At 67.2% G+C, this 18,347-nt stretch carries 18 protein-coding genes; 4 read left to right on the forward strand and 14 right to left on the reverse strand.

Annotated features, from left to right (window positions below):
- Window positions 1-22: 22 nt before the first annotated feature.
- Window positions 23-892, reverse strand: a complete 870-nt coding sequence (locus ACWYRN_RS24875; RefSeq protein WP_488690457.1) for an NmrA/HSCARG family protein — start codon at window positions 890-892, stop codon at window positions 23-25.
- Window positions 893-1,009: 117 nt separating this feature from the next.
- Here ACWYRN_RS24875 and ACWYRN_RS24880 point away from each other — a divergent pair, with 117 nt between their 5' ends.
- Window positions 1,010-1,897: a LysR family transcriptional regulator gene (locus ACWYRN_RS24880; protein WP_488690458.1), complete on the forward strand. Its 888-nt coding sequence runs from the start codon at window positions 1,010-1,012 to the stop codon at window positions 1,895-1,897.
- Between the two features lie 72 nt (window positions 1,898-1,969).
- On the opposite strand, the gene ACWYRN_RS24885 is transcribed toward ACWYRN_RS24880, so the two are convergent.
- Window positions 1,970-2,884, reverse strand: a complete 915-nt coding sequence (locus ACWYRN_RS24885) for a LysR substrate-binding domain-containing protein (protein WP_488690459.1) — start codon at window positions 2,882-2,884, stop codon at window positions 1,970-1,972.
- Window positions 2,885-2,995: 111 nt separating this feature from the next.
- On the opposite strand from ACWYRN_RS24885, the gene ACWYRN_RS24890 reads away from it, so the two are divergent.
- The 3 genes from ACWYRN_RS24890 (at window position 2,996) to ACWYRN_RS24900 (ending at window position 5,512) form a co-directional block, all read left to right on the forward strand.
- Window positions 2,996-3,865, forward strand: a complete 870-nt coding sequence (locus ACWYRN_RS24890) for an aldo/keto reductase family oxidoreductase (protein WP_488690460.1) — start codon at window positions 2,996-2,998, stop codon at window positions 3,863-3,865.
- A gap of 151 nt (window positions 3,866-4,016) precedes the next feature.
- Window positions 4,017-5,114 carry an MBL fold metallo-hydrolase gene (locus ACWYRN_RS24895; protein WP_488690461.1) on the forward strand — a complete coding sequence of 366 codons (1,098 nt, stop codon included), beginning with the start codon at window positions 4,017-4,019 and terminating at the stop codon, window positions 5,112-5,114.
- Window positions 5,115-5,227: 113 nt separating this feature from the next.
- On the forward strand, window positions 5,228-5,512 hold the full coding sequence (locus tag ACWYRN_RS24900; RefSeq protein ID WP_488690462.1) for a hypothetical protein: 285 nt from the start codon (window positions 5,228-5,230) through the stop codon (window positions 5,510-5,512).
- A 118-nt stretch (window positions 5,513-5,630) separates the two neighbouring features.
- On the opposite strand, the gene ACWYRN_RS24905 is transcribed toward ACWYRN_RS24900, so the two are convergent.
- From ACWYRN_RS24905 to ACWYRN_RS24960, 12 genes are all read right to left on the reverse strand, one after another.
- Window positions 5,631-7,304, reverse strand: coding sequence for an AMP-binding protein (locus ACWYRN_RS24905; protein WP_488690463.1), 1,674 nt, complete (start codon window positions 7,302-7,304; stop codon window positions 5,631-5,633).
- 107 nt (window positions 7,305-7,411) lie between these two features.
- A complete protein-coding gene (locus ACWYRN_RS24910; protein WP_488690464.1) occupies window positions 7,412-7,948 on the reverse strand; it encodes a hypothetical protein in 537 nt (178 codons plus the stop codon).
- Window positions 7,949-7,967: 19 nt separating this feature from the next.
- Window positions 7,968-9,203, reverse strand: coding sequence for an RCC1 domain-containing protein (locus ACWYRN_RS24915; protein WP_488690465.1), 1,236 nt, complete (start codon window positions 9,201-9,203; stop codon window positions 7,968-7,970).
- A 407-nt stretch (window positions 9,204-9,610) separates the two neighbouring features.
- Window positions 9,611-11,293, reverse strand: a complete 1,683-nt coding sequence (locus tag ACWYRN_RS24920; protein ID WP_488690466.1) for a 4Fe-4S binding protein — start codon at window positions 11,291-11,293, stop codon at window positions 9,611-9,613.
- The gene (locus tag ACWYRN_RS24925) at window positions 11,290-11,946 is read right to left on the reverse strand and encodes a DUF3306 domain-containing protein (protein WP_488690467.1); all 657 of its coding nucleotides are present in this window, start codon (window positions 11,944-11,946) and stop codon (window positions 11,290-11,292) included. Before ACWYRN_RS24925 ends, ACWYRN_RS24920 begins: the two co-directional genes overlap by 4 nt.
- A gap of 19 nt (window positions 11,947-11,965) precedes the next feature.
- Window positions 11,966-12,406 (reverse strand): DUF3305 domain-containing protein, encoded by a 441-nt coding sequence (locus ACWYRN_RS24930; RefSeq protein WP_229436780.1) that lies wholly within the window; start codon window positions 12,404-12,406, stop codon window positions 11,966-11,968.
- Window positions 12,403-13,032, reverse strand: a complete 630-nt coding sequence (locus ACWYRN_RS24935) for a hypothetical protein (RefSeq protein ID WP_488690468.1) — start codon at window positions 13,030-13,032, stop codon at window positions 12,403-12,405. Before ACWYRN_RS24935 ends, ACWYRN_RS24930 begins: the two co-directional genes overlap by 4 nt.
- Entirely contained in the window at window positions 13,029-13,481 is a 453-nt protein-coding gene (locus tag ACWYRN_RS24940; RefSeq protein WP_488690469.1) for a hypothetical protein, read from the reverse strand. Before ACWYRN_RS24940 ends, ACWYRN_RS24935 begins: the two co-directional genes overlap by 4 nt.
- 19 nt (window positions 13,482-13,500) lie before the next feature.
- Window positions 13,501-14,601: a formate dehydrogenase subunit gamma gene (locus ACWYRN_RS24945; protein ID WP_488690470.1), complete on the reverse strand. Its 1,101-nt coding sequence runs from the start codon at window positions 14,599-14,601 to the stop codon at window positions 13,501-13,503.
- A gap of 9 nt (window positions 14,602-14,610) precedes the next feature.
- Window positions 14,611-14,826: a hypothetical protein gene (locus ACWYRN_RS24950; RefSeq protein ID WP_229436784.1), complete on the reverse strand. Its 216-nt coding sequence runs from the start codon at window positions 14,824-14,826 to the stop codon at window positions 14,611-14,613.
- Window positions 14,823-15,506: a formate dehydrogenase FDH3 subunit beta gene (gene fdh3B / locus ACWYRN_RS24955; protein WP_488690471.1), complete on the reverse strand. Its 684-nt coding sequence runs from the start codon at window positions 15,504-15,506 to the stop codon at window positions 14,823-14,825. The genes ACWYRN_RS24950 and fdh3B overlap by 4 nt, the downstream gene beginning before the upstream one ends.
- A gap of 15 nt (window positions 15,507-15,521) precedes the next feature.
- Window positions 15,522-18,344: a formate dehydrogenase subunit alpha gene (locus ACWYRN_RS24960; RefSeq protein WP_488690472.1), complete on the reverse strand. Its 2,823-nt coding sequence runs from the start codon at window positions 18,342-18,344 to the stop codon at window positions 15,522-15,524.
- Window positions 18,345-18,347: the final 3 nt, after the last annotated feature.

An 18,347-nucleotide genomic window follows, 5' to 3' on the forward strand; every position in this document is an offset into this window, starting at 1 on the left:
GTTCCTTTGTATTGAATGGTGATCAGGCGGAAGCGGCGACGCGGGTGGCGAAGTCGCGGTAGGAACGCAGCGGCCGTTTCAACAGCGCGGTGAGGCGTTCGACGTCGCCGGTCTCCGGCACCATGCCGTCAATTAGGAAACGCTCGGCCATCAGGCGCATGTCGTAGGCCATCCAGGGCGGCATGAACTGGCGCAGGTTGTGCTCGAAAGCGGCGGTATCGTCGCCACCGTAGGCGACGGGGCGTTGCAGCACGTCGGTCCAGATGGCGGCGATGTCCGCGCCGGCCAGGGTGTCGGGGCCGACCAGGTTGATGCGCTCGAGCGGCAGCGGGCCGGCGGCGGCGTCACGGCGCAGCAGTTCGATGGCGGCGATCTCGCCGATATCACGCACGTCGATCATTGCCAGCCCTTTCGAACCGATCGGCATCGGGTACACGCCGTAGTTGCGCACCACATCCGTGATGGTCGCATCGTTGTCGATGAAATAGGCCGGGCGCAGGATGGTGGCCGAAAAGCCCAGCGCCTCGATCATGCGCTCGACACCGAACTTGCCGGCGAAGTGAGGCACGTTCAGGTAAACGTCGCTGTGGATCACCGACAGGTAGACCACGTGTTGGACGCCGGCTTCGCGCGCCAGGTTCAGGGCGACCAGCGCCTGGGTGAACTCGTCGGGCACGACGGCGTTCAGCAGGAACAGGGTCGACACGCCCTGGAAGGCGCTGCGCAGCGAATCGACGTCGAGCAGGTCGCCCTGCACGCGCTCGACGGCGGCAGAGAAGTTTTCCTTGGCAGGATTGCGCACCAGGGCGCGCACTCTGGCGCCGCGCCCGACGAGTTGGTCGACGACATGGCGGCCGACATTGCCGGTAGCGCCGGTAACGAGAATGGTCATGGTGTGAACTCCTTTGGGTGGGTTGAAAGTGTCGGTTGACGCTTTGCATGGTAGATGTCCCACTGGCGATGCGATAGACGTTAGAATTGGACAGACCGTCTCACTTATGGAACATCTATGGACCTGCTCGCGCTCGCCGATTTCAACCTCGTTGCCCGTCATGGCGGCTTCGGCCGCGCCGCGCGCGCCAGCGGCCGCCCGAAAGCCACGCTCTCGCGCCGTGTCGCCGAGCTGGAAAGCAGCCTGGGCGTGCGCCTGCTGGAGCGCGGCGCGCGCGTGCTGAAGCTGACGCAGGAAGGCCAGGCCCTGTTCGAGCGCACCGCCGCCCTGCTGGGCGAGATCGACGAGGCGGCGGCGGACGTGGCTTCGGGTGGCGCCGCGCCGCGCGGCAGGCTGCGCATCAGCGCGCCGCTGCTGTTTTCGCAGACGGCGATGGGCAAGCTGGCGGCATCGTTTGCCCTCGCCTATCCGGAAGTGCAGCTGGAAGTCACGACCGAGGACCGGCCGGTGGACATGGTCGAGGAAGGCTACGACCTGGCGATCCGCGTGAACCCGGCGCCGGACGCCAACCTGGTCGGCCGCATTCTCCTGCGCGACCGGCTGGCCCTAGTGGCGCCGCCCACGCTGGCGCGGCCGCCGGCAGGGTCGCCGGTGCCGGCCGTGGTGCGCGGCGCAGCGAACGGCTCACCCTGGCCGCTGAAGGGTGACGGCGGCGCCATCGCCATCGATCCCGTGCTGCGCCTGTCCTCGCTGATCATGGTGCGCGATGCGGTGCGGGCCGGGGTTGGGGTGGCCTGCCTGCCGATATCGTTGGTTAGTTACGATATTGGCGAGGGACGGCTGGCGCATTGGGGCGACCTGGATGCACCCGAGATCGCGGTCTGGGCGCTGTATCCGTCGCGCCGCCTGCTCAGCACGCGTGTGTCCGCCTTCCTCGATCACCTGAAGGCTGCCTTCCCGCAGGGGACGCCGCAAGAACTGGCGGCGCATATCGCAGGAACCTAACGAAGGAACTTGGCGAACGAACTTGGCAACGGCGCCTGGCGCAGGCAGCCAGCAGGGTAACCTGGCGGCGCCTCATGGCGCCGGCCGTGCCGCATCGTTGTGGATGAAATCGACAAACGCGCGCAGCGGCGCCGGCAGCAGGCGCCGGCCGGGATAGTAGAGGAAGGGACCGGAAAAGCTCGGCCACCAGGCTTCCAGCACCGGTTCCAGCTGGCCGCGCTCGATGTGGGGCCGCAGCCAGTCTTCGAACAAATACACGATGCCGGTGCCGGCCAGCGCCACGTCCACGGTCAGGTCGATGGCCCCGCCCACCTGCACCAGCAGCGGGCCGGCTGGGTCAACCGTCACCGTCTCCCCACCCTGCTCGAAAGTCCAGCGGATCATGGCCCCGCTGGCGAAACGCGCGCGCATGCAGGTATGCTCCAGCAGCTCGCGCGGATGCGCCGGCCGCCCATGCCGCGCCAGGTAATCCGGCGACGCCGCAGCCGCCATGCGCTGCACGCGCGGCCCGATCGGCACCGCGACCATGTCCTGCTCCAGCCTTTCCTCGTAGCGGATGCCGGCGTCGCAGCCGGCCGCCAGCACGTCGACGAAGCTTTCGTCAGCGATGACTTCCAGGCGGATTTCCGGGTAGGCAGCCAGGAAGCGCGGCACGATGGATGGCAGCACCAGCCGCGCCGCGCTCACCGGCACGTTCAGGCGCAGGGTGCCGGTGGGCGTGTCGCGAAAGCCGTTGACGACATCGAGCGCGCTCTCGACTTCGCTCAGCACCGGCTCCAGCCGCGCCAGCAAACTCAGGCCCGCTTCGGTCGGCACGACGCTGCGCGTGGTGCGGTTCAGCAGGCGCACGCCGAGCCGGGTCTCGAGGCGGCGTACCGCATCGCTCAGTCCCGAGGCGCTGCTGCTGGTGGCGCGCGCCGCATCGCGAAAGCCGCGGGCGCGCGCTACGGCCACGAAAGCGGAGAGGTCACCGAGATCGGCTTTCATCGCTCATCCTTATTGTTCGTTTTTACGTACAACCCGTCCTGACTATACCGGATTGTCATACGGGTGTTCCGGATTTATCGTGGCGACACCAACAACGAACCGGAGCACACCATGAACAGCATCGACCAGGCAGGCACTTATCAACTCGGCGGGCGCACCGTGCGCCGCCTCGGCTACGGCGCCATGCAATTGGCCGGCCCCGGCGTGTTCGGCCCACCGCGCGACCGCAGCGCCGCCCTCGCCGTGCTGCGCGAAGCCGTGGCGCTGGGCGTGAACCACATCGACACCTCGGATTTCTATGGCCCGCACATCACGAATGAACTGATCCGCGAGGCCCTGCATCCCTATGCCGACGACCTGACGATCGTTACCAAGATCGGCGCGCGCCGCGATGCCGAGGGAGCCTGGCTGCCGGCATACTCGAAGGAAGAACTGCGCCAGGCCGTGCACGACAACCTGCGCAACCTGGGGCTCGACGTGCTCGACGTGGTCAACCTGCGCGCCATGTTCGACGTCCACGGTCCGGCCGAAGGCTCGCTCGAAGAGCCATTGAGCGTGCTGGCCGAGCTGCGCCGGCAGGGATTGATCCGGCATATCGGCCTGAGCAATGTCACGCTGCGCCAGGTGGAAGAAGCGCGCCGCCTGCTGCCCATCGCCTGCGTGCAGAACATGTACAACCTGGTGCACCGCAACGACGACGCGCTGATCGATGCGCTGGCGCGCGACGGCATCCCGTATGTGCCCTTCTTCCCGCTGGGAGGCTTCTCGCCGCTGCAATCCGATGCGCTGTCGAGCGTCGCCAGGGACCTGGGCGCGACGCCAATGGCGGTGGCGATTGCCTGGCTGCTGCGCCGTTCGCCCAACATCCTGCTGATCCCGGGCACCTCGTCGGTGACGCATCTGCGCGAGAACCTGGCGGCAGCCGACTTGGTGCTGCCGGACGAGGCGATGGCCAGCCTGGAGCGCATTGGCACGGCATAAAGACCGCACCGGCGCGGCATGCATGAACGCGGTTAATGAGGCCTGACGCCAGCTTGACACGCAATCAGGCTGGCCGTACGCGGCCTGTTGGGTTACATTGCCGGCAACTTGCGCGCGGCATCCCGGTCACGCCTGCTTTCATGGAGCCCATGTGAAACGATTCCTGGCCATTGGCCTTGCCCTCCTGTGCGTGCTCGGCGTCAGTGCCTGCGCCTATGTCACGCCCTCGCTCGGCCAGGTGGCCGACAGCGCGCAGCTGCAAGCCTCGCCCCAGTACCGGGACGGCCAGTTCCAGAACGAGGTGGCCTCGCCGCCGCGCCGCGGCGGCCTGGGCTTCGTGCTGGCGGTGATCCGCGGCCGCTTCGAGCCGCGCGACCGGCCTGCCCCACCGGCGCCCCTGCCGGCGGTGAAGACCGACCTGGCGGCCCTGCCCCTGGCGCACAACACCGTGGTCTGGCTCGGCCACTCGTCCTACTTCGTCCAGGTGGGCGGCAAGCGCCTGCTGATCGACCCGGTATTCAGCGACTATGCGGCGCCGGTGCCGTGGATGGTGCGCGCCTTCGAGGGCACCAGCATCTATTCGGTGGATGATCTGCCGGCCATCGACGCGGTGCTGATCTCGCACGACCACTACGACCATCTCGACTACGCCAGCATGAAGGCCCTGCTGCCGAAGACCGCGCTGGTGGTCACCGGCCTGGGCAACGGCGCCCACCTGCGCCACTGGGGCTATCCGGACGCGAAGATCCGCGAAATGAACTGGCACGACAGCGTCGACCTTGGCGATGGCCTGCAGGTGCACGTGCTGCCGTCGCAGCATTACTCGGGCCGCTTCATGAAGCGCAACCAGAGCCTGTGGGCCAGCTTCGCGCTGCAGCACCCGGCGCGCAAACTCTACTTCAGCGGCGACACCGGATTCGGGCCGCACTTCAGCGCCATCGCCGCGCGCTTCGGCAGCTTCGACTTCGTCGCGCTCGACGGCGGCCAGTACAACGCGCGCTGGGCCGACATCCACATGACGCCCGAAGAAGCCGCGCGCGCCGCCGAGATCCTGGGCGCGCGCACCCTGCTCAGCGGCCACGCCGGCCGCTTCAGCCTGGCCCGCCACGCCTGGGACGAACCCTTCGAACGGGCGCTGGTAGCCAGCGAAGGCAAACCCTTCCGCCTGCTGACGCCGCGTATCGGCGAACCGGTGCGCGTGGACGTGGCGCCGCAATCGTTTGCACCGTGGTGGAAGGGGATCGAATAAACTGCGTGGCGCGGCCCGCGACGTCGTCCCTGCCGAATCGACCATCCCGTGTTGAACCAACCGAGGGAAAGCGCATGCTCTTCAGGACAAAGGTAACGCTCTCAAACAGCTTGATGACACTGGGCTTGCTGCCCTACCTGGTCGTTTTCGGCTACCTCGTCGGAACCAGCAATTACCGCGCCGATGCTGCCCTGGCGGCCGTGCTGACGGCGGGATTGGGTGTCGCACTGTCGTACGTGATGGCGTTGACGATCGCCTTCCCCGCCTTCCTGTGGTCGTCTTCGCTCGCGAAGCACGCCGGCACCGATACGCGCCATGCGAGGATGCTGCGCCTTGGCGTCATCATCGGCGTGTTTCCGTTTCCGCTGATCCTGCCGGCACTCGCCCTCGCCTGGTAAGCGTAGGGTGGGTTCTCGAACCCACCACATCACCGCGCGATCATTCGCTGGGCGTTTCGATGCGATACGCGCCGTAACGGTGGGTTCAAGCCGCACGCGGACCGACCCACCCTACACACTAACCGAGGTCCTCTTCGCGGAATTCGATACCGGTCGTCGACTCGTCGCGCGCCGCTTCCGCCTTGCGCAACTCCACGCGCCGGATCTTGCCCGAAATCGTCTTCGGCAGCTCGCGGAACTCGATGCGGCGAATCCGTTTATACGGCGCCAGCCGCTCGCGCGCAAAGGCAAAGATCTCGCGTGCCAGTTCGCGCGACGGCTCCACGCCCTGGCGCAGCGTGATGAAAGCCTTCGGTACCGACAGCCGCACCGGGTCCGGGCTCGGCACGATGGCCGCTTCCAGCACCTGCTCGTGCTCGATCAAGACGCTCTCCAGCTCGAAGGGACTGATGCGGTAGTCGGACGACTTGAACACATCGTCGTTGCGGCCGACGTAGAAGTAATAGCCGTCTTCGTCGACGGTGGCCGTGTCGCCGGTGTGATAGAAACCGGCCCGCATCACCTCCGCCGTTTTGTCCTCGTCGCCCTCGTAGCCCAGCATCAGCGCAATCGGTTGCGCATCCAGCTGCACCGCGATCTCGCCCTCCTGCGCCGGCTGGTCGTCGACGTCCAGCAGCGCGATCTTGTAGCCCGGCAGCGGACGGCCCATCGAACCCGGCTTCACCAGCTGGCCCGGCGGATTGCCGATCTGCGCCGTGGTCTCGGTCTGGCCGAAGCCGTCGCGGATGCGGATGCCCCAGGCGCGCTCGACCTGTTCGATCACTTCCGGGTTCAGCGGCTCGCCGGCCCCGACCAGTTCGCGCAGCGGCGGCTGCCACTGGCTCAGGTCTTCCTTGATCAGCATGCGCCAGACCGTCGGCGGCGCGCACAGCGAAGTCACGCCGCAGCGCTGCACGGTTTCCAGCGCGGCCTTGGCACTGAAGCGTTCGTAGTTGTAGATGAAGACGGTGGCGCCGGCGTTCCAGGGCGCGAAGAAGCAGCTCCAGGCGTGCTTGGCCCAGCCGGGCGAGCTGATGTTCCAGTGCACGCCGCCCTTCTCCAGGCCGATCCAGTACATGGTCGACAGGTGGCCGGCCGGGTAGCTCTGGTGGCTGTGCAGCACCAGCTTCGGGCGCGCCGTGGTGCCGGAGGTGAAGTACAGCAACAGCGGATCGGTGGCCCGCGTGACGCCTTTCGGCGCGAACACGCTCAGCACCTGGCGGCACTCGGAAAAGTCGCGCCAGCCGTCGATGCTGCCGCCCACCGCGATGCGCGTGAAGTTGCCGGTGATGCCCTCGAACTTGTGGGCCTCCGAGACCTGCGCGATCACGTGCTTGACCTGGCCGCGCTCCATGCGGTCCTGCAAATCGGCGGTCGAGACCAGCATGGTGGTCGGCACCAGCACGGCGCCGAGCTTGATCCCGGCCAGCATGATTTCCCACAGCTCGACGCGGTTCGGCAGCATCAAGAGCACGCGGTCGCCACGCTTGACGCCGCAGTCTTCCAGGTATTGCGCCACCTGGCTCGAGCGCGCGGCCATGTCGGCGTAGGAGATCTTCTGCTCGCTGCCGTCTTCTTCCACCACCCACAGCGCGGGGGTCTGGTTATCTTTCGCTTCCTGGTCGAAGAAGTCGAGCGCCCAGTTGAAGTTGTCGAATTGGGGCACCTGGTAGCCGGCGTAGGCGGTGTCGTAGTCGGTACGGTGCTGTTGCAGGAAATCGCGCGCCTGCGCGAAACGCTGGTAAGGGGTCATCTTGTCTCCTGTACGCTGATGTCGATAAACGGGACGTGGCCCGGCGATGCGTTTTTATTGTCTGTTTGCGTACATTGTGCCACGGTTGCGCAGCCACCGCGCCGGGCTTATTGCGGGCCGCCGAAGGCTGCCATGCAGGTAAAGGAATACCGGGTCGCGCCCGGCGCCACCTTGCCGGTCATCGGGTCCATCCGGCCTTCCGTCACCAGGTACTGCATCTCCTTGCCCACCTTGCCCAGCACCACCCCCGGTATGCCGGCGTCGGGGTCCTTGTCGAGCGCGATGCCGGCGCCGGCCAGGGCCGCAGTGAAGTCGTCCAGCCGCTTGTTGCAGATGTCGCCCCCGATCATGGCGACCCCGAAGCCGCCTGCCACGGTGACATTGCGCAGGCATGCCTTGCCCAGCGTGACGGGGCCTGCGATGCGCTGGCCTTCGTCGCGCGCGAGCATTTCCGCAGTCCGGTTGAACCAGTCGACCGCCTCCTTGTACGCCTCTGGCGCCGGGTTTGGCATGTCGCAGGACAGGAAGCGCAGCCTGGCGTCATCTGGGGAAGCGGCTGCGATGCTGCAGGGTCCGGCCAGCAAGCAGGCCAGCAGCGAGCGGGAAAACCAGGCGCGTGCCAGCTTGGGATTTGTTTTCGTCATCGTGGCCGGACTCCTCCGTTTATTGGCTGGCGCAGGCATCGGCCGGCAGCGGGAGGCTGGCATCGACCAGGTTCAGTGCGCCCTTGCCGTCGCCGAGCGGAACCGGCATGAAGCGCTGGACCTCGAGCGACTCGTCGCCCGGGTCGGTAGCCCCGTACATGTTGTCGCCCATGGTGCAGACGAAGCCGTCAGGCCGCAGGGCCAGGATGCTGGAGTAGGAAGACAGGGAGGCGATGTTGGCAAGGCTGGGCTGCCGGCGCTCGCCGGGCGTGGGAAACAGCGCGCGGAACCAGGTCACGGCCAGGCCCTGCCGGGTCAGCGCGGACGGCGCGCGGCCGCCGCCCAGCGTCGTCGCCCCGGCCAGCGTGGCGATCCGGCGCGCGACGAAGGCATCCGGTTTGTTGTCGGGATTGTCGTCTTTCGGCGTCGTTGGGTCGCGGCTCCAGCTGCTGCCCCAGGCCCACACGCTGCCGTCGGCGCGCAAGGCATATGTGCTGTCGGCGAAGGCCGCGATGGCGATGGCGCCGCTGAAGAATGGCGTCGGTCCCGGGTTGTCGCAGAGCTGCGCCGAGCGCTCGGGCCGGTACGAAATCGCACCGCCGGACGCGCCACCCCAGCCAATGACGACGCCGTCATCGCGCAAGGCCACGCCGTGGAACTGGCCAAGCGCGATCGCCTTGATGCGCTCCAGGCCGGCAATTTTCGTCGGGAAGGCGCCCGGGCCCCAGCAGTACACGTCCCCGTCGCGGGTGACGATCGCGCTATGGGAATCGGTTGCCGCAACCGCTACCGCCGGCGGCAAGCCGGGAATGCGCATCGGACGCTCGACGAACATGCGTTCCTTGCGTGCGGCCTCGGCTTCGGCGCAGGGATTTTTTCCGTGCCCGCCGCTGAGGATGGCAGCGGCCACGCACGGCCCCAGTGTGGGCTGCAGCAGGTAGACCTGGCGCACGCGGTAGGGGCTGAAGCCCCACTCGTAGACGCTGCCGTCGCGCGTGATGGCGCTGCTGTGTTCCCAGCCCGCCGCTACCGCCACGGCGGGTGGCAGGCCTTCCACCTGGCGCGGGAAGACGGGCGACCCGCGCTTCGCGTGGCCGAACTCGGTACCCCACCAGAACACGCGGCCGTCGCTTGTCAGGCCGAGGTTGTGGTAGCGGCCGGCGGCGACGGCGGGCTGGGCGGCGGCAGGCAAGGCGTGGGAAACCAACGCCATGCAGGTGATGGCGCCCGCCAGCCGGCGCAGATGGGGAATCATGGTCACGCCTTTGCCTCCGTGCACTTGGCCGTGGTGGTAGCCTTGTCGTTATTTGTTGTCGATTATGCACATTGTGCCACGGCGCGGCAGCGGTGTGGTGTGCCGTGTGAAGACCGCAAAATCGAATAAGGCCAGGCAATCGACCGTCGGTGGGGTCATGGATGCCGGGGGCATCCATGACGTGCCCACGCGGAAGCGAGCGTGGTGTTGGCAAAATTCGGAGCCCCGCGTGCCGATCATCGTTGGCGTTTCGAATGATCATTCGAAAAGCTTCGACCCTCTCGCACTAGCTCATCGAACAGTGTCAACGCTAAGCGGCGTTCCGCGTGGGCACGGGGTGCCCACCGTACGGTCGCAGCTCCCGGATCCATTTGGCCACGTGGGACCTCACCGTCGGCGCGACGCTCTCAATTCGGCAGCACCGGCGTACGCCGCATCTGCACCGCGAACTCGCCTTCCGGCTGCATCATGTCGATCACGCGGCAGTCGCCGCACATCTTCAGGCGATCCAGCTTGCCGGCAAAGGCGCTGTGCTGCGACAGGCGCGACAGCATGTTCTCGACCATGTGCAGGGTGCCGAAAGGCTTGCTGCAGCGGATGCAGTGGAAAGGCTGGGATTCGTTCAGGACGACGGTCTTGCGGCGCGTCTCGCCGAAAGTCATGCGCGGCACCAGCGCGATCGCATCTTCGGGGCAGGTATTCGCGCACAGGCCGCACTGCACGCAGTTCTGCTCGACGAAGCGCAGCTGCGGGAAGTCGGGCTTGTCCATCACGGCCGACGCCGGGCAGACGCCGACACAGGCCATGCACAGGCTGCATTTTTTCGTATCGACCGCGATCGCCCCGAACGGCGCGCCGGTCGGCAGCGCCACATCGACCGGCTGGCGCGGCGCGTGGCGGTGCAAATGATCGAGCGCGTAGTCGAGCGTATTACGCTTGTCGGCAGCCAGGTTGAAGGTGGCGCGCCCGGCCGGGGCTTCGCCGCGCGGCGCATGGCCGAGGGCGAGGCCGAGTTCGCCGGGCGTGCTCACGCGCAGCAGCTGGAAGTGCGGGCCGGCATAGCCCAGGCCGTCGAGCACCGTGTGCGCGATGCCCATCTGGTGGTCGAGGGCGGCGGCGTACTGCGGTGCTTCTTCGCCGGTCATGAGCACCGTGAGGCCGGCCGCGCCATAGGCCAGCGCCGAGAACCAGACGTCGATGCCGGTCGATGCCGTGTGGTGCAGCGCCAGCGGAATCACGCGCCCGGGCAGGCTGCCCTCGGCCTGCACCGCTTCCAGCAGCGGCTGGCCGGCGTCGCTGTGCAGCAGCAGCACCGGGTCCTGGCCGCCGGCCTCGAAGTAGGCGTTCAGGGCGGCCTTGATGCGGCTGCCCGTGTGGGCGGCGCTCGGGAAGGCGTAGCTGATGGCGCCGGTCGGGCAGACCGTGGTGCAGGCGCCGCAGCCGGCGCACAAGTAGGGGTTGACGCGGATCTTGTCGCCGGCGCTGGCAATCGCCTGGGCCGAGCAGATCGTGACGCAGGCGTTGCAGCCCTGCTGGCCGTTGCGGCTGTGGGCGCAGATGCGCTCCTTGTAGCTGAAGTATTTCGGCTTGTCGAATTCGCCGGTCATCTCCATGATCTCGGCGGCGGCCGTGCGGCGCGCGGCCTCGTCCGGGCCCGGCGCATAGTAACCGTGCGGGTGCTGGTGGGTCGCGATCAGCGGGCTGGGGCAGAGGTCGAACACGAGGTCGAACTTGGCCGCCTGCTGCGGCTGGCCGGCCGCCTGCCAGCGCGCCTCGAAGGCGCCAAGCCAGCCGCCGACGCCCACGGCGCGCGCCGCGAACACCGGGTAGCCGCGCTCGACAGGCGTATCGTCGCCATCGAGCAGCAGCACCGTCACCGACAGGGCGCTGGCCAGGTGGTCGGCCCAGGGCAAGGCCTGGGCGGCGCTGCCGACGACCAGGGTACGGCCGCCCGAACGGTAGCTGACCGAGGAGATGGCCTCGACCGGGCCGATGGCATCCGCCGCCAGGATGGCAGCGGTTTTGGCGAGGGCATTGCGGCGTTCCTGCATCGGATCGCCGGCCTGCCCTTCTAGGAATCGGATGTTCATGCTTGTCCTTGCAGGGATTGCTGGTGTGCGGCTGGGGGTGTCGGCGCCGCTGCTATTGTTGTCGGGCCGACGCCTTGCACTTCGGTATCAGGCACATTATCCGCGCCGGCGGACGCAACGCCCACACGCTTGGCATCGGCACCGGCATCGCCGTCGGTGCCGATCACCGCATCGGGAGCGGCGCTGTCCTGCAGCGCGTGTTCGACGGCGGCCATCTCCGTTTCGGCAGCCGGCTTCTCCGCATCCGGATAGCGCAGCGCACTGCGCGCATGGTCGAGTGCGGCCAGCATCGCGGCCGACACCGGACTCGGCTTGTTGTAGTCGTCCATGTACATGTCGAGGCCATCCATCACGTGGAAGTGCGGATCGGCGAACAGCTTTTTCAGGGCCAGGCGCTGGACCGACTTGTCGACGTCCTTCGCCACGAAGCTGGAAAAGTCGGCGTCGGGAGTAAGGCGCGCCGCGTCCTCGAGCGTCGGCAAGGGCTTGTCCGGGGCCGGCGCGTCGGCATGGGCCGGAACGGGATGAGCTGCGGGGGACTGTGCTGGTGCGGGCGGCACGGGCGCGGCCGGCGCAGGACGTACCGGCGCTTCCGTTTCGCCGCCGGTCGCCTTCAGGCGCGACCAGCGCTTCAGGAATCCTTCTTCGGGCATCGGGTGTCCTGTCCCTGCGCTAGCCGTGCTGGCGCCCGCGGCGCGGCTTCGGCTGGTAGTTGTCGCGCAGGTAGCTGGCCAGCCAGGCGTAGATCTCGGCCGGCATGGTCACGCCGTCGGCCGATTCCCCGGAATCGAACATGCGCGTGCCTTCGACGTAGCTGACCGAGGCGCGCACCGGCATGGCCCGCCCCTCTTCCATGCGCCACAGCACGAACACCTTGGATTCCGGGGCCATCGCGTTTTCGTAATAACCCTCGTGCTCGTCGGTGTAGAGCTCGAGCTCGAGCCCCGACACCAGGTAGTAGTCGCGTTCCGGGCTTTCGCTCAGCACCTGCAGCGGCGGCAAATTGCCGCGGTCGGGCACGACCCCGACGGCTGCCCAGGCCTCGTCGGCCCAGATGTGCTGGACGGCGCGGCGCTGCATGATCACCGCAATCGGCATGCCGGCTTTTTTCATCGGTTCTTCACCGCGTCGGAATTGCCCCGGTCCACCGCCGGCGAGGCGCCCTGCGGCACCGACTGCGTCGGGCGCGTCTTGACGTCCTTGCTCGGCGCCGCCGTGCCCAGTTTTTCGCTCTTCACCGGCACGTTCGCCGATTGCAGGGCTTGCGGGCTGAGCGGTGCCGCACCATGGCCGGGCGCTGCCGCCGAGGTACCGGGCGCCGCGCCGGCCGGTGCCGGCGCCGCCACGCCGGCCTGCGGCGGCGTTACGCCGGACGAGGCCACGCCGGGCGCCCCGCCTGGCGCCGGCAGCGTTTGCGGCGGCTGGATGCCTGGCGCCGGCAGCGTTTGCGGCGGCTGGATGCCCGGCGCCGGCGCTTGCGCAATGGCGGTCGGGGGATTGATCTTCCAGCCCTTGGCCGGAGCCTGGGCGCGCCAGCGCGCGCTCACCGCGTCCATCGATGCGGCCAATTGTTCCTTCTCCTTGGCCGCCTTGGCGTCGGCCTCGGCCTTCTTGGCTGCGGCGGCCTGTTCCTGCTGCGGCGTCAGCTGCGGTTTCGGCAGCGCCGCCCAGGCGCCCTGGGCCAGCATTGCCGAGACCAGCAGCGCCAGCGGCGCGGTCTTCATGATCGTGCGTTTCATTGCTTGCCCTCCAGATGCTTGGGCGCCGGCCCCTGCGGCGCGGCATTGCTGGCCTCGCCCTTGTTCAGGTCCTGGGCCGACGGTCCGCCGGCCGGCGCATTGTCGCCGGTGGCGGTCTGGGTCGCGCCCATCTTGCCCGAGGGATCGGTCACGCCGGAAGTCGGGCCTTGCCCTGTTTCGCGCGTGGTGCCGCCGGTTTCGGCGCCCGAGGTATTCCCGCCCGCGCCGCCGGCAATGCCCGGCGTACCGCCGGCATAGGTGGCGTCGGTCACGGGTTTCGCCGTGCGCGCGATCACTTCGCCGCTGGTGCCGCCGCCGGACGTTACCTGGCCCGGGAATTTGGTCTGGATCACGCCGTTGCTGGCCGGCGCCGTGTGCTTGCTGCAGCCGGCGGCCAGCAGCAGGCTTGCCGCCAGCACGATGGGAGTCAGGTAAATCGTGTGCTTCATTGCATTCCTCGTTGTGCGCTCAATGTGCCGGGCCTGGCCGTGGCGACGGCGGCGCCGGTGCATGCGGAGCCGGCGGCGATGGCGGCGTCGGCGGCGGCGCGCCGCCCGGTGCGATGCCCTGCTTGGCCTGTTCGTACCAGAGCGAGTGGTGGGCCTTGGCCCAGGCTTCGTCGACGGTGCCGTGGCGCATGGCCTCGTAGGCGCCCGGCGTGCCCCAGGTGCCGATGTAGATGTGGCCCATCGCCGCGATGATGTAGAAGGTGGCGCCGATGATGTGCAGGTAGTTCGCCACCTGCAGGACGTAGCGGGTCTGGCCGAAGTTCACGAAGTTCAGCACCAGGCCGCTGATCGACATGACCAGGCCGAGCAGGGTCACGCCCAGCCAGAACCAGGCCTTTTCGCCGGCGTTGAAGTAGCCGGCCGGCGGGTGCTTGTGCGATACCAGCCCGCCGCCCTCCTTCACCCATTGCCAGTCGATGCGCTGCAGGAAGTTACGGCGCAGGAAGGTGAAGAACATCACGACCGAGCACAGCACGAACAGCGGCCCGATGAAGTTGTGCACGTACTTCAGGATGTAGGCCACCCAGGAATAGGCATCGTGTCCCATCCAGGGCAGCATGATCTTCTTGCCGAAGGTAAGGACCAGGCCGGAGATGGCGAGCGCGATGAAGCTGATGGCGGTGGCCCAGTGCACCTGCATGTCCCAGCGCGAGAAGCGCTGCAGCTTGCGCCCGGAACGCGGCTCTTCACGGGCTGGTCCTACCGTGTTGTAGAACAGGACGATCAAGAGCGGCACCACGATCAGCAGGGTGCCGGCGATCGCCGCCATCGGCCCGTTGCGCAAGTAGCGCCAGGTGTTGCCGCCGCGCTGGACAATGACGTTGCCCTCGCTGTCGCCGTACTGGCCCAGGTAATGGCGGTCCATGTGCACGTGGCCCGACTGCGACGACATCAAGCCGGGCGCGCCGCGCTGGGTGTCGGCCTCGACCTGGAGCATGGTCTGCTCTTCGGCATAGGCCGGCTGGGCCCGGTTGTTGGGCACCGCGGCAAAGGCCGACGGCAGCATCAGCGCGACCACCAAGGCCAGCATGGCGCGCAGGACAGACAGGTTCGCTCGCATGGTGCTTCCTTATGGGTTGGCGCGGTTGTACTCGTTCTGCTTCTGGTTGCGGTTCTGGATCGCCGCCGACCAGGCCAGGCGGTCGTTATGGAAATGGGTCTGCGGGTGGCGGTTGTCGGTCTTGCCCGCGTATTCACCACGAATCCATTCCGGGTGCTGGTCGACTTCCAGGCAACCGGTGAGCAACAGAGGCAGGGCCAGGATCAGGTAGATGGGCTTTTTCATTGCGGGAACCTTTCGCCGCCGTTCTGGGTATCGCCGATGTCCTGGTTCACGCGCGGCAAATCGCCCTTGGCCTGGATTTCGCCGCCGCGCTTCGGGCGGCCGTAGGCGATCTTCCAGCCCCACAGCTCCGGGCCGTAGCCGCGCGTTTCCACACGCTGGCGGTAGATGTCGGCAATCAGGTTGGCTTCGCCGCCGAGCAGCGCCTTGGTGCCGCACATTTCGGCGCAGGCCGGAAGCTTGCCTTCGGCGATGCGGTTGCGGCCGTACTTCTTGAATTCGGCTTCCGAGGTGTCCGGTTCCGGGCCGCCGGCGCAGAAGGTGCACTTGTCCATCTTGCCGCGGTGGTTGAACAAACCGGTGCCGGCGAACTGCGGCGCGCCGAAGGGGCAGGCGTAATAGCAGTAGCCGCAGCCGATGCACTGGTCCTTGCTGTGCAGGACGATGCCGTCCTCGGTGTGGTAGATGCAGTTGGTCGGGCACACGGCCAGGCAAGGCGCGTCGGTGCAGTGCATGCAGGCGATCGACACCGAGCGCTCGCCCGGCACGCCGTCGTTGATGGTCACCACGCGGCGCCGGTTCACGCCCCAGGGCGTTTCGTGTTCGTTCTTGCAGGCGGTAACGCAGCCGTTGCAGTCGATGCAACGCTCGGTATCGCAAATAAATTTCATCCTCGCGGCCATGTCAGCTCCTCTTTCTTATGCCCGTACCACGCGGCACATCGATACCTTGGTTTCCTGCATCATCGTCACGGCGTCGTAGCCGTAGGTCCAGCCGGTGTTCACGGCTTCGCCACGCACCGTCGGCGCGCCGTCTTCGGGGTAGTGTTTTTCCAGGTCTTCGCCCATCCACCAGCCGCCGAAGTGGAAAGGCATCCAGACCAGGCCGATCGGCACCCGTTCGGTGACCATCGCCATCATCTTCAGGCGGGCGCCGGTCGGGGTCTCGACCCAGACGAATTCGCCGATGCGCGCGCCGATCTGCACCGCATCCTTCGGGTTGATCTCGACGAACATGTTCTGCTGCAGCTCGGCCAGCCACGGGTTCGAGCGGGTTTCCTCGCCGCCGCCCTCGTACTCGACCAGGCGGCCCGAGGTCATGATCAGCGGGAAGTCCTTGCTGAAGTCCATCTGCTGCACCGACTTGTACAGCGTCGGCAGGCGCAGGAAATTGGCCTTGTCGTCGTAGGTCGGGTACTTGGCCACCAGATCGCGGCGCGGCGACAGCAGCGGCTCGCGGTGGGTCGGGATCGGGTCCGGGAAGTTCCACACGTTCGCGCGGGCGCGGGCATTGCCGAACGGTGCGCAGCCGTGGGAAATGACCACGCGGATGATGCCGCCCGAGAGGTCGGTCTTCCAGTTCTTGCCCTCGGCCATGGCCTGCTCGGCCGGCGTCAGTTCGTTCCACCAGCCCAGCTTTTTCAGGAACACATGGTCGAATTCCGGGTAGCCGGTGTCGAGCTGGCTGTCCTTGTTGGTCGAACCGTCGGCCGCGAGCAGGCTTTCGCCATTGTGCTCGACGCCCCAGTTGGCGCGGAACGGCAAACCGCCTTCGGCCACGCTCTTGTTCAGGTCATACAGGATGGGCGTGCCCGGGTGCTTCATTTCCGGCGTGCCCCAGCACGGCCACGGCAAGCCGTAGTAGTCGCCCTTGCAGGGCCCGTGGTCGGCGCGCAGCGTGGTCGGGTTGAAGGTGTGCTTGTTCTCCATGTGGAGCTTCAGGCGCTCGGGCGAGCAGCCGGTGTAGCCGATGGTCCAGCACGAGCGGTTGATCTCGCGCAGGATGTCTTCGACCACCGGTTCGTTGTGCACGACCTTGATGTTCTTGCAGAGTTCGTTGTGGAAGCCGAGCTTCTTGGCGAACAAATACATGATCTCGTGATCGGTCTTGCACTCGAACAGCGGCATGATCACGCGTTCGCGCCACTGGATGGAACGGTTCGAGGCCGTGCACGAGCCTTGCGTCTCGAACTGCGAGGCGGCCGGCAGCAGGTAGACGCCGTCGGTGCGGCCGTGCATCGAGGCCGTCATGCTCGGGTAAGGGTCGACCACCACCAGCATGTCGAGCTTTTGCATGGCCGCCTTCATGTCGGGCAGGCGGGTCTGGCTGTTCGGCGCGTGGCCCCAGTAGAACACGGCGCGCAAATTGCTCGGCTGGTCGATGTACTGATTCTGCTCGTTCACCGCGTCGAACCAGCGCGAGACGGTGATGCCGGGCTTCTCCATCAGTTCCTTGGAACCGAAGCGCGACTTGATCCACTCGTAATCCACGCCCCAGACATTCGCGAAGTGCTTCCAGGCGCCTTCGGCCAGGCCGTAGTAGCCGGGCAGCGAGTCGCCGTTCGGGCCGACGTCGGTGGCGCCCTGCACGTTGTCGTGGCCGCGGTAGATGTTGGCGCCGCCGCCGGGCTTGCCGATGTTGCCCAGCGCCAGCTGCAGGATGGACAATGCGCGCACGTTGGCGGTGCCGACGTGGTGCTGGGTGATGCCCATGCACCAGACCACCGACGAGGGCCGGTTCTTGGCCAGCATCTCGGCCGCCATGCGCACCGAGGCTTCGGGCACGCCGGTGATGTCCGAGACCTTGTCCGGCGTCCATTTCGCCACTTCCTTGCGCACGTCGTCCATGCCGTAGGTGCGGGCGGCGATGAATTCCTTGTCTTCCCAGCCGTTGTTGAAGATGTGCCAGAGGATGCCCCAGACCAGCGGAATGTCGGTGCCCGGACGCACGCGCACGTAGTGGTGGGCGAAGCGCGCGGTGCGGGTGAAGCGCGGGTCGATGACGATCATCTTCGCGCCCAGTTCCTTGGCGTGCAGGAAGTGCAGCATCGAGATCGGGTGGGCCTCGGCCGGGTTCGAGCCGATGAACAGCACCGCTTTACTATAGTGTAGGTCGTTGAACGAATTCGTCATCGCCCCGTAGCCGAAGGTCTGGGCCACGCCGGCGACCGTGGTCGAGTGGCAGATGCGGGCCTGGTGGTCGCAGTTGTTCGAGCCCCAGAAGGACATGAACTTGCGCAGCAAATAGGCCTGCTCGTTGTTGTGCTTCGAGCTGCCGATCAGCATCAGGGCGTCGGGGCCGGCCTTTTGCCGCAGTTCGAGCATCTTGTCGCCGATTTCGTTGATCGCCTGGTCCCAGGAGATGCGGGTGTACTTGCCGTTCACCAGCTTCATGGGGTAGCGCAGGCGGTGTTCGCCGAAGCCGTGCTCGCGCACCGAGGCGCCCTTGGCGCAGTGGGCGCCCATGTTGATCGGCGAATCGAAGGCGGCTTCCTGGCGCACCCAGACGCCGTTGGCCACCACGGCGTCGACCGAGCAGCCCACCGAGCAGTGGCTGCACACGGTGTGCTTGATTTCGGTCTTGACCGGGGCGTCGGCCACCGGATCGGCGGCCGAGGCCGGCTCGATCACGTTCAGGGGCAACTGGCGCGCCAGGGCGCCGGCGCCGGCCGCAACGCCTGCGCCGACCAGGAATTTGCGGCGCTTCAGGCCCTTGACTGCGGTACTCTTTGTTAACGACATGAC

Source organism: Massilia sp. BAP21 (assembly GCF_057801335.1).